Origin of the sequence: Corynebacterium sp. DNF00584, from assembly GCF_001552965.1 — a bacterium.
In the GTDB taxonomy this organism is placed as follows: domain Bacteria; phylum Actinomycetota; class Actinomycetes; order Mycobacteriales; family Mycobacteriaceae; genus Corynebacterium; species Corynebacterium phoceense.
On the sequence record NZ_KQ959744.1, the window covers coordinates 69,399 to 81,695 of the forward strand.

Below are 12,297 nucleotides of genomic sequence, written 5' to 3' on the forward strand. Positions count from 1 at the left end.
AGGGACACGCATGAACGAGACGTGGGCACACCGCGCAGACCTCGCGGAAACCGCGATCAACGAGCGCCACGCCTCCGCGGTGTGGGGGCTGCCGCGCACCAATCTCGCCGTTGTGTCCTGGCCGCCGACGCTCAAAGAAAAGCTCTTCATTCACTGGCACTACTGGTGGCAGGCGCACTACCTCGATTGCCTTGTCGATGCCGCCGAGCGTAAGAACACCAAGGCTCGCCGCCGTCGCATCGCGGATACTGTCCGCGGCATTCGCATTCGCAACGTCGAGTCGCTCACGAAGAACCGCTACTACGATGACAAGGCGTGGTTGGCGCTTGCCATGGGGCGTGCTGGCGAAGTTAAGAACATGAAGCGCGCCAAGCGGCTTGGTGCGCTGGAGCTCAACATCGCGGCGGGTCTCGATCCGAAGCTCGGCGTGCTGCCGTGGCGCGAAGGGGAGTCGTTCCTCAACGTGCCCTCCAACGGTCCAGGCGCCATCATGCTCGCGCGCCGGGGACGCATCGCCGAGGCACGCACCATCGTCGACTGGATTTACGACCACCTCATCGATGATGACGGTCTCGTCATGGACGGCGTGCGCATGCGCATGGACGGCCCCGAGATCGTCCGCGTCATCCATCCGTACTGCCAGGGCGTCGTCTTAGGCGCGTGCCTAGAGATCGCGCTGAACCTGCGCGAGCGTGCCGGGGTTACCTCGCTCGAAGACATCGACACCGTCCACGAGGCAGAGCTCGTCGAGGACCTCATGCAGTACCTCACTCGCATTCGCGGCCTCGTCCAGGCGGTAGCGTCGTACCAGGCCACGCCGTCGGGCGTTCTCAACGCGGTGACCGGCGACGGCGACGGCGGCCTGTTCAAGGGCATCCTCGCGCGCTACCTCGCGGACGTCGCCGTGCGCCTGCCGGGCGACTCGCCGGCCAACCGCGCGACGAAGAAGCTCGCCGCCCGCCTCGTGCGTGCCTCGGCTGAGTCCGCGTGGGAGCACCGCCTTGAAGTCGACGGCCTGCCCATCTTCGGCACGGACTGGGCTGCCGATGCCCGCCTGCCGCACAACTACGGCTTCGCCTCGACCACCCTCAGTGAGCGCGTCGGCCTCATCCGCGTCGCTGAACGCGACCTCTCCGTGCAGCTTTCCGGCTGGATGCTTCTTGAGGCCTGCGCACGGATTTATCGCGAGCTGGACATCTAGCCGGCTGCCGCCGTACTCCGCCCACCCACCGGGCGCAACCGCCGTGGCCCGAATGCAGGCTTTCCACCCGAAATTTCACACATTCCCTGTCCCCGCGTGCCCTCGAGATGTGCGAGTGGGCAGGGATTTTGCGTAGCTGGCGACAGATCGGGCACAAAGTACAACAAATGTCACAAAAATTAGGTCGACATGATCCGCTTAACGCGGGCATACTTGGAGGGGTAAACATATCGGCTCCGAACACCCAAGGATGATTCAATGCCTATCGCAACCCCTGAGGTCTACAACCACATGCTGGATACCGCCAAGAAGGGCGGCTTCGCATTCCCGGCCATCAACTGCACCTCCTCTGAGACCATCAACGCAGCACTACGTGGTTTCGCTGAGGCAGAGTCTGACGGCATCATTCAGTTCTCCACCGGTGGTGCGGAGTTCGGTTCCGGCCTGTCCGTGAAAAACAAGGTTGCTGGCGCCCAGGCTCTCGCAGCGTTCGCGTACGAGGCAGCCAAGCACTACGGCATCAACGTTGCTCTCCACACGGACCACTGCCAGAAGGAAGTTCTGGACGAGTACGTCCGCCCGCTCATCGCCATCTCCCAGGAGCGCGTCGACCGTGGCGAGCTCCCGCTGTTCCAGTCCCACATGTGGGACGGCTCCGCTATCCCGATCGACGAGAACCTCGTCATCGCCCAGGAGCTGCTGGAGAAGGCCCACAAGGCCAACATCATCCTTGAGGTCGAGATCGGCGTCGTCGGCGGCGAGGAGGACGGCGTCCAGGCTAAGGCTGGCGCTAACCTCTACACCTCCGTTGAGGACTTCGAGAAGACCATTGACGCACTGGGCACCGGCGAGAAGGGCCGCTACCTGCTGGCCGCTACCTTCGGTAACGTCCACGGCGTCTACAAGCCGGGCAACGTCAAGCTGCGCCCGGAGGTTCTGGACGAGGGCCAGAAGGCTGCTATCGCTAAGCTCGGCCTTGACGCTGACGCTCAGCCGTTCGACTTCGTCTTCCACGGTGGCTCCGGCTCCGAGAAGGAGAAGATCGAGCAGGCTCTGTCCTACGGTGTTGTGAAGATGAACGTCGACACCGACACCCAGTACGCCTTCACCAACCCGGTTGCTCGCCACATGTTCGAGAACTACGACGGTGTCTTCAAGATCGACGGCGAGGTGGGCAACAAGAAGGTCTACGACCCGCGTTCTTACATGAAGAAGGCCGAGCAGGGCATGTCCGAGCGCGTTGTTGAGGCCTGCACCGACCTCCACTCCGTGGGCAAGACGGTCTCCAAGTAAAACGCACGACTCGTCACAGCGGTAAGCGCTGCTGACACCTCCTGAATACCTCCGCACCGCGGCTCATCATCGGGCCGTGGTGCGGAGGCTTTTTCTGCCACCACACCCTTAGGACCATAACCCGCTGTCGCGCCACGGCATGACCGCTAAAATCAGGCATCATGGCGACTGAGAAACAACCTTCCCGCGTGCGACAGACCACCCGCGAAACCTTGCGCACGGTGGATAAGTCGCTCAAAGCTCGTTTTGGCCGCCTGCGCAACCGCTTCGTCTACATTCTGCAGATCACGCTGGGCGCCGGCCTGGCCTTCTTCGTTGCGCACAGCTTCTTTGGTCACTCGCAGCCGTTCTTCGCGCCGATGTCGGTTATCATCATTCTCGGCCTGTCCGGCAGTGACCGCCTCAAGCGCGCCATCGAGCTCTCCGTCGGCGGCATCATCGGCGTCATCGTGGGCACTTTCCTCGTCGACACTCTCGGCACAGGCCCTATCCACATGACCATCATCATTGGCGTCTCCTTACTTATTGCGTCCTTTGTGACGAGTTCGCAGCTGGTGAGCAACCAAATCACTATCGGCGCCATCCTTATCGCCACCATCATGCCGCCGGAGGAGATGGGCGGCCTTTCCCGCGCCATCGACGCAGTCATCGGCGCCGTCATCGGCGTGGTCATGATTGCGCTTATTCCTAATTCACCGCTGCGTGCCGGCCGCGGGGAAGTCTCCAAGGTCCTGCGCGTCGCGAGCTCTGTGCTTTCCGATGTCGCTCAAGGCCTCCGCAAGGACGACCCCGAGGGCATTCGTGACGCCCTCGACGCCGTCCGCGGCACCCAGGCCGATATCAATAAGATGCTCGCCGCCGCGAAGGGCGGCAAAGAGACAGCAAAGGTTTCGCCCTTCCTCTGGGCGTCGAAGCGCAGTATTCGGTCGCTCGAGCGCACCTTGTCCCCGGTGGACAATGCTGTGCGCGGCGTTCGCGTCCTGGCGCGCCGCGCGCGCGTCCTCGCCGAGGATGGCGACCACGTCTCACCCGTCCAGTTGGAACTCATCGAAGAGCTTTCCGATGCCGCCCAAGCCCTTGGCGCCCTCTACTCCGAGTCTGCACGGGAGCAGCGGCTCCACGAAGCAGAAATCATTCCCGAAACCATCCACCAGTTGCGCTCCATCGCAGCGCGCGCCGGAATGGACGTCGTGGCAGACACTCACGTGCTCTCGGCCTACGCCATCCTCGCGCAGACGCGCTCCATCACCGTCGATCTGCTCATGGTCTGCGGCATGTCGCGCGAATCCGCGGTGGCGGCGCTGCAGCCAACCTCCGCGCACCCCGCCTATCCGCCCGAGGTACACGGCGAATAGCCGAACCTGTATTTTCCCTGCGGATTAAAACTAAGATAATTGTAAGTAGTTGCCTTATACGATTATTGCGGCGCGATAACATCGGCATGATTTTAAGGTCTTCACGGTTTGTAGGACGATTATCTCCCTTTCTGTTGCAGAACTAATTGGACGGTTGACCTGTGTCGATGCTTTGTGCTCCACGAGAGGTAGGGAGGGGGGATAGATATGAGTCCGTATGAATCTATCGAAAAAGGTACACGTGCCATTATGGCTATGATTCTGGCCGAAAAGTGCTGCTTAACCGGTGAAGTGAGTGGTATACACACTTCGTGAAAGTAAAGTCCATGTGAATTCTGCGAGTCGGAAATGTGACCATGAATATAAAAGAAAATGCGTAATAAAATTGCCTCAGATGTTTAACGAAGTGGATGTGCCTACTGACCTGCGGTTACCCCGAGTTGCACATTTCAATCTTCAATTTGACACGTCAACAATCATAGGTTTCTGGTGAGATCCTATTAAATTTCTCTTGGTTTGTTTGGTAGCCTCGCTCCTGCAGTTTGGGCTTAGCTGTGTGTAACCGTCACGCGAGCTGGGTTTCAATTCAGATCTTTTAGGGAGTTTTTCAAAAAAATGAAGCGTCTTTCTATGACCCAGCGCCTGGGTCGTAACGCCATCACCGCCTTCATGGTCGGTGCCATGGCTACGAGCACCGTGGTTGTCACTGCTCCGGCCGCGCTGGCCGAGTCCGGTATTTCCGTGCGGTCCGCGGACAACTTCAAGGCCGTCCAGGATGGTGACAAGTACCTCGGCTCCGAGCTGTCCAATGCAGGCCTGGCCAAGACCGGCAACCTGGGCTGGGGCTGGTGCATCGACGGTGCGTCGAACATACCTGCTCCCACTGCGAACTACGACCTTGGCAAGATGACCCACGCCGTGTGGACCTCCAGCGATGGAAGCCGCATCGTTGACCTCTATGCAGATAACGCTGAGTCGACGCAGCTGCGCAACGCCCTCCTGACCCTTGCCGAGGGCATGTCCGACGGCTACGAGTCTGGCGATCTGGACAAGGCTAAGGAGTACCAGCTCTTCTTCCGTGCGCTTGCAGGTTCCTACAATGGAGAAATCCGCCAGCTTCGCGCTGCGGTCAGGGGCGTATTCAGTGACTACACCGGTGGTTACAATAACCACCTCGCTCGCTTCAAGGAGCTGACCGGCTACACCATCGACAACAAGAACAACCTCTCTTCTGTGGGCCAGCCGGCGAAGACCTACGACAAGTCTGCCTACATCACGATTGGTGCACCGAAGGGCTTCCAGCTCTTCGCTACGAACACCAAGGGCGACCCCAACTATGCGAAGAAATACACCCAGCGCATTCTGACCCCGTACCAGCCGGGTATCAAGGAAAACCCGCCGCAGCCGACCCCGGAAACCACCCCGGCCCAGCCAACCACCGTCACCCAGGCCGTCCCGACCACGGTGACCAAGGATGTTCCGACCACTGCTGTTGAGACCGTGACGGTCACCAAGCCGAACATCACCGAGCGCGTCACTGAGACGGTCACGAACGAGAAGACCACCAAGGAAGTCATCACCGTTCCGGCCGAGCCGACGACCGTCGTGAAGAACGTAACCAACATTACGAACTACTACAACTACTCGAACGTCTCCAACGGCGGCTCGATCGACCTGAACTTCGAATGGTCTCACAACCAGGGTGACGTCAAGATCGTCGAGGGCGGCGAGGACTTCGACGTTAAGGTCGATGAGAACGGCAAGCTCGTTGTCATCGGCAAGAACGGCAAGACCTCTGGCACCGTTGTCGTTGTCATCACTGACAAGAAGGGCAACGAGCATAAGATCACCATCAACGTTGACGGTGGCTCGAACACCTCCACCGAGGTCAACAACTACATCATCAAGATCGGTGATGGCGAGTCCACCAAGCTCATCGATGGCAAGATCGTCATCGTCAACGACTCCAACAAGGATAAGAACGGCAACCCGCTCGTCATTATCGAAAACGGCGCCGTCAAGGTGAATCCGGACCGCACCTCCGGCGGTACCGTCGTCATCAACATCACCGATAGCAATGGCAAGGTCATCGGAACCTACACCATCGTTGTGACGGAGCCGACGAAGGTCCAGGAACTGAACATCAACCTGGAGCACAGCGATAACCAGAAGCAGACCGGCACCATCGTTATCGACGGCGCAGTGACCTACGAGGTCGAGCAGGGTGGCACGATCATCTCCGTTGACAACAACGGCAAGATCACCCCGAAGGACGGCCAGTCCGGCACCGCGATCGTCATTGTCAAGGACAAGGACGGTAAGGTCATCGGTCGCGTGACGGTCAACGTCACCTACAACGATACCCAGGTCTCCCAGCTCGAGCAGAACATCACGATTGAGGGCAACTCGGCCAACAACACGGATAAGCACAAGTTCACCCTCACCGTCACCGGCGACTACAAGGTCGACTCCTACGAGTCTGACAAGGTCACCGTCACCCTGGAAAACGGCCGTCTCGTTGTCACCCCGGTCGACGGCTTTGTTGGCAAGACCGACATCGTCCTCAAGGATGCCAAGGGCAACACCATCACCATTCACGTGACCGTGACGCCGGCCAAGGAAGACACCACTGAGGTGGCCAACAACAACGTTGAGGTCACTATCAAGGACAACCAGACCTACCAGGTGTCCCGCACCGACATCGTCGGCACGATCACCAGGACCAACGTTGACACGACCATCGCCGATGTCATCCAGGTTCCGGGCGGTTTCGAGGTCGTTCCAGTCAAGGGTGCGAAGGGCACCATCGAGTTCGAGGTTACTCTCCAGGGTGGTTCCACCATCACCTACAAGGTCAACGTTGAGCCGACCGCTCGCTACCTCGATGTCGCAGAGCAGGTCGTCACCATTCCGAACACCCACCCGGGTTTCACCATCAACAAGGGTGAGACCACCAACGTCATCGTTCTCGTTGATGAGAACGGCAAGGAGATCTCCTCCAGCGACGTCATCGATGTCGATGTCAACACCGGTAAGGTCACCCCGAAGAAGGACGCCAAGGGCACGGCGTACATCGAAGAGCGCGACGCACGCGGCAACGTTCTCGTTCGCTACATCGTGAACGTCACCGAGGGCACCGTCGTTAAGGACACCAAGACCGTCACCGAGAAGACCGAGCTCACCATCAACCGCGGTGGCTCCAACACCACTCTGGTTGTCAAGGAAGGCTCTGAGTTCTACGACGTCAAGGAAATTTCTGAGGGTGTCTTCCACGTCGTGACCAAGCTGCCTAACGGCGCTACCTCCGGCAAGATCGTGGTCGAGGAACGCAGCTCCAACGGCACCGTGCTGAAGGAGTACACCATCAACGTGACTCCGGCCGAGAAGACCACGGTCAAGGAGAACTACGCGAACATTTGGAACACCTCAACCGTTGTTGTGACCCCGGGCGCGAGCGACCACACGCTGAAGATCACCTCCGGCGGTAACATCGCGAAGATCGACAAGAACTCCAATGGCACCTGGACCCTCGATCCGAACGATGGCGCAGAAGGCCTCGTGGTTGTTGAAGAGACCACTGCTGACGGCACCGTCGTTGCTCACTACAACGTCACGGTTCTTAAGAAGAACGATGCCGCACAGCCAGGCAAGGGTGGCAACATCGTCATCGACAAGGACTCTGATGTTATCTCCTCCGGCAAGATCACCATCAATGGTTCGGACAAGGCTCCGAACTCCGGTGCTGTCGAGGTGACTCAGGGCAAGGACCTCATCACCGTCACGAAGGATCCGAAGACCGGCGAAATCATCATCACCAAGAAGGACGGTGCCGGCTCGGGTATCGCCGTCGTGGCTGAGAAGGACAAGGACGGCAATGTCGTCCGCGAAATCACCATCACGGTTCGCCCGGATGGCACCATCTCCACCGATGATGTGAAGACCGACAACAAGGGTGGCATCTCCAAGGACGGCGTTGTTGTTGACAACAACGGCTCCACGATTGTGGTTAAGGACGGCGAGTCCGCCGTCGTCCGTGACCAGAATGGCAACAAGCTCGACATCGTCATCGAGCGTAAGTCTGATGGCACCATCGTTCTCCGCGACAAGGACGGCAACATCCTTACGCAGGACAAGCTGAAGGAACTCAGCGGCGGTAACAATGTCATCGTCGTGGTCATCGACCGTAGCGGCCAGGTTGTCAAGGAGTCCACGACGGACGTCACCCCGGACAAGAAGGGCGGCGACGAGGACAATAACAACAACAATGGCGGCACCCAGACCGACAACGGTTCCTCCGGCAAGGACAACGAGGGTTCCTCGAACCCGACGTGTATTGCTACTGGCTTGGCTGCAGGCCTGCCGCTGCTGGCTCTCATCCCGCTGGGTCTCGCTTCCCAGGTGAAAATCCAGCTGCCGGGCGTAGACCAGTTCTCCAACCAGATCAATGGCGCTCTGCGCGACTTCAACACGCAGGCGCAGCGCCAGCTGGGCATTTTCAACCGTGATATCTCCCGCGCTATCGAGGGAGCCCTCGGCGGTGGCGTGAAGGTTCAGGGCACTGAGAACGCTGGTCTCATCCTTGCCGGCACCGCTGCCGTGGGCATCGGTCTGCTGCTCGCTGACGGCGTCATGCGTGCCTGCGGCGCGGAGGAGTACACCTCTTCCCACGCTATCCAGCAGGCGGCTGGCGGCGAGGGTTCCTCTGCTTCCAACGCAACTGAGAAGTAGTCAGCCGCACGGCGAAAGCCCCGGCTCCTCGGAGCTAGGGCTCACGCCCCTGGCGTGAGGGCCCTGAGGCTCGCAGACAGGGCTAACCACTCATAAAAAGACGAATACTCACAACCCGGTGTAAACGGTTTCCCGGGAAGTGAGTATTCGTCTTTTTCGTGTGAAGTGGCGCGCCGTGCACGCTTCAGTGAGGGGCGGCCACCGCGACGGTGCTAGTGACTACCTTTGCCCGTCGTCGGTGAGGAGGGCTGCGGCGGGTGCAAGGCGCGCGGCGACAAGCGCGAGCCGCGTGTGGCTGAGTCGCGCGAACTGGCGAGCGTTGCCTAGACCGCGGTTAGGGTCGTGCGATTTGAAGGTCGCGCAGGTGGCGGTAGAACGTCACGCGGTCCACGGGCCGCTTGGCAGAAACGCCGTCGACGACGACGCGCATCTCGGCGCCGCCGGCTTGGACCGCGCGGCCGGTGCGCACACTCTCGTGGTCGAGGGCGCCGGGTTCCGGCGTGTGCCGGTTCCGCAGACGCGCGAGGAAGCCCTTGGGAGCGGGTGGCTCGCCGTAGAGGGGACCGAGCGCTTTCGCCGCAACGATGCCGGGGGCGTCGAGCATGGGCACGAGACGAGTGCCCCACGCGCCGGCGCCGGCTTCCTGGCGCACGAGCACGGCGTCATCGACGATGATTTCGCCGGTGATTTCGCCGCCATCCCAGGAACAGATGGCCGCGGAACCAGCGATGGCGAGGCCGGAGTCGTTGCGGATGAGAGGCACGGGACGCACGGGTGCGGTGAGGGCCACGGACCATGCGGCCTCGGCATCGGTGGGCAGTCCCCAGTTGTGGGCGGCGGTGGAAGCGGAGGCTGGGGTAGAGGGGGCATCGGCAAGCTGGGCGGGCACGAAGCCGAACTCGACCCACATGTAGTCCGCGCGCATGGCGCGCGTGAGAACGGCAGAGAGCGCGGCGTCCGTGCCGACAACGACGGTGCGCAGGGGCTCCGGCACAGGCTGCGGGGCGAGCTGCGGGGTGCCGAGGTGAGAGACGTCGGGCTGCGCGGCAATCTCGTCGAGCGAGGGTGTGGGGTCCTCCGGGAGAATCTCTGTCGCGAGGGCATCCATGACCTTGAGTTCCTGGCGGGTGGGGATCGCGGAAAGATCGTGGACGTGAGCGTCCTTGGGTAAGGAAGCGGGAAGCGGTGCGTCGGTGCCGCAGCGCAGGACGAGGTACGTCATGAAAGACCCCTTGGATGAAATATGAGTGGTGAGTTTTAAGCCTACAAAATGCGGGCGGGGTAATTGGGTCGCGGCGCCCACACATGCGTGAGTTAGTTGTTTGGGCCACGTAACGGTAAACTGGCCCAGTTACACTGCCCCCTTTTGTTGCGCTAAACGGGGCGCTGTCGCGCTCGCAACCTTGAGTTCTAACCCCAAGAAGGCCTGAGGTATATATGGATATCGAATTTTCTCTCATTCAGTCGGTGGGTTTTTCCATCGTCGTGCTCATCATTGGCATGTGGCTCAAAAGGCGTATCTACTTCTTTGAGCGCTTTGCCATTCCGTCGCCGGTTATCGGCGGCTTTTTGTTTGCCATCATCAATCTGATCCTGCGCCAGACCGGGCTGGCGAATATCACGTTCGACGTGACCGTTCAGTCCTTCTTTATGGTCATCTTCTTTACCTCGGTGGGCTATGGCGCCTCCATCAAGATGCTCAAGAAGGCCGGCCCGAAGGTCATGGTCTTCCTCGTGCTGTGTACGGTGCTGTGCTTCTTCCAGGATCTCGTGGCCGTGCTCCTCGCGCCGCTCGTGGGTGTGTCCAAGGACCTCGCGCTCATGACGGGCTCGGTGTCCATGACTGGTGGCCACGGCGTGTCCGGCGCGATTTCCCCGCTCGTGGAGGAATCCGGCGTCACGGGTGCAGAGACCGTCGCCTACACCTCCGCGACGTTCGGACTCGTGGCCGGCTCCCTCCTGGGCGGCCCCATCGCTAATCGCCTCATCCTCAAGCACCAGCTCCACAAGCAGGAGTCGGAGAAGGTCCACATCGACACCTCTCTTCTCGAGCAGGGCGTACGCAAGCTGCGCCAGGACCGAATTATGCACGCGTTCATCGTGATCCTGCTCGCCATGTTCATCGGCTCCTTCATCACGGACTTCCTCAACACGTGGGTCGGCACCTTCACGGAAAAGGCCGCCTTCCCCGTCTACCTGGGCACCATGCTCGTGGCCGTCTTCTTCCGCTATATCAACGATAAGTACGAGCAGCGCGAATACGAAGAACTCGTGCCCGTCCAGGAAGTCGAAATCGTGGGCACCGTGGGCCTCAACATCTTCCTGGCTATGGCGCTGATGAACGTCCGCCTGTGGGAGCTTGCCGATGTCGCCGTGCCCCTTCTCGTCCTTCTCCTCGGCCAGGTCATCCTCATGGCCACCGCCGCGTACTTCATTACCTTCCGCGTTATGGGCAAGAACTACGATGCCGCCGTGCTCGTCGCCGGCCAGGTCGGCTTCGGCATGGGTGCCACCCCCAACGGCATGGCCAACATGGAATCCGTCACCACCAAGTTCAAACCTTCCCCGCTCGCCTTCTTCATCGTGCCCATCGTCGGCGGCATGTTCATCGACTTCACCAACTTGTTCATTATTCTGGGCTTCCTCAACTTTGCGTAGTACTCGTCTCCGGTGCCGGCTGACGTCTCGTGGAGTCAAGCGCAGCTGAACAGGCGTAAATGGTGTGAGCCAGATGGTGTATTTCACCCTCAAATGAGACAAATACACCATCTGCCTCACACCATCTTTATTTGTGCTCGGTCGGCGCTCATTGAATTGGCTATGCGCGGCCGGTAGACGAGGTCGTTACATGAAAGCTCGCCGCCGGATTGTCACGCCAAAACAGGCGAAAGCCCCGGTTCCTCCTAAAAGTCGCCGAGGCTTTCGGTGAGACTAGCTAGTCAGCCAGTTCCAGACCCGCTCGATAGTATCGTGCAGGCCAGTGGCTGCCAGCGTCCCGAGGGCCTGGGCGAAGATCGTTCCCGCGAACTTCTTCCAGGCCTTCTTCTTATCCTTGTCGCCCTCAGGCGGCTGCGAATTAGAAGCGGACATGTGTCATCTCACCTCCCTCCATCAGGTAGGCGGAACCCAACGCCTCAGCGCTGACGATGGCAGTTGGCCCCCGACCCCCATATATGGCGGTGGAGACCCCGGGCGAAACCCGGTTGACAGCACCGTCAGAAGGGGAGAGCTTGCGCTCTCGCGGGCCAGATTACACAAAGTTGCAAGGAGTGAGGCGTTGAATCGGCTTCGCGTGGCCGGTAAGCTGGGCCGTGACATGAAAGCTCGCCGCCGGATTGTCACGCCAAAACAGCGGAAAGCCCCGGTTCCTGGTAAAGATCCCGGGACTTTCCAGTGAGACTAGCTAGTCAGCCAGTGCCAGACCTGCTCGATAGTATCGTGCAGGCCAGTGGCTGCCAGCGTCCCGAGGGGCTTGGTTGCGATTGTGGTAACAATCGCAGTCAGGGCCTTCTTCTTATCCTTGCCACGCTCAGGCGGCTGAGAGTCAGAAGTGGAGATGTGTCATCTCACCTCCCTCCGTCAGGTAGGTGGAACTCCGCACCTGGCGGTGCGAAGAAAAACAACGGCCCCGACCCCCATATATGGCGGTGGGGACCCCGGGCGACCCCGGTTGACAGTACCGTCAAAAGGGGAGAGCTTGCGCTCTCGCGGGCCAGATTA

Annotated in this window: 7 protein-coding genes; 5 read left to right on the forward strand and 2 right to left on the reverse strand. The window is 60.2% G+C overall.

Annotated features, from left to right (window positions below; genetic code table 11):
• The first annotated feature begins 10 nt into the window (after nucleotides 1-10).
• From HMPREF0307_RS05470 to HMPREF0307_RS05485, 4 genes are all read left to right on the forward strand, one after another.
• Nucleotides 11-1,201 (forward strand): glycoside hydrolase family 76 protein, encoded by a 1,191-nt coding sequence (locus HMPREF0307_RS05470; protein ID WP_066488919.1) that lies wholly within the window; start codon nucleotides 11-13, stop codon nucleotides 1,199-1,201.
• Nucleotides 1,202-1,459: 258 nt separating this feature from the next.
• Nucleotides 1,460-2,494: a class II fructose-bisphosphate aldolase gene (gene fbaA, locus HMPREF0307_RS05475; RefSeq protein WP_066488920.1), complete on the forward strand. Its 1,035-nt coding sequence runs from the start codon at nucleotides 1,460-1,462 to the stop codon at nucleotides 2,492-2,494.
• 161 nt (nucleotides 2,495-2,655) lie between these two features.
• Nucleotides 2,656-3,849 carry an FUSC family protein gene (locus HMPREF0307_RS05480; RefSeq protein ID WP_066488929.1) on the forward strand — a complete coding sequence of 398 codons (1,194 nt, stop codon included), beginning with the start codon at nucleotides 2,656-2,658 and terminating at the stop codon, nucleotides 3,847-3,849.
• Nucleotides 3,850-4,464: 615 nt separating this feature from the next.
• A complete protein-coding gene (locus HMPREF0307_RS05485) occupies nucleotides 4,465-8,577 on the forward strand; it encodes a hypothetical protein (protein WP_141759224.1) in 4,113 nt (1,370 codons plus the stop codon).
• A gap of 334 nt (nucleotides 8,578-8,911) precedes the next feature.
• On the opposite strand, the gene HMPREF0307_RS05490 is transcribed toward HMPREF0307_RS05485, so the two are convergent.
• Entirely contained in the window at nucleotides 8,912-9,799 is an 888-nt protein-coding gene (locus HMPREF0307_RS05490) for a hypothetical protein (RefSeq protein WP_066488939.1), read from the reverse strand.
• A 215-nt stretch (nucleotides 9,800-10,014) separates the two neighbouring features.
• Between HMPREF0307_RS05490 and gltS the strand changes: the two genes are divergently transcribed.
• Nucleotides 10,015-11,235, forward strand: coding sequence for a sodium/glutamate symporter (gene gltS / locus HMPREF0307_RS05495; RefSeq protein WP_066488940.1), 1,221 nt, complete (start codon nucleotides 10,015-10,017; stop codon nucleotides 11,233-11,235).
• A 273-nt stretch (nucleotides 11,236-11,508) separates the two neighbouring features.
• On the opposite strand, the gene HMPREF0307_RS12890 is transcribed toward gltS, so the two are convergent.
• A complete protein-coding gene (locus HMPREF0307_RS12890) occupies nucleotides 11,509-11,667 on the reverse strand; it encodes a hypothetical protein (protein ID WP_156435905.1) in 159 nt (52 codons plus the stop codon).
• Between the last annotated feature and the right edge of the window lie 630 nt (nucleotides 11,668-12,297).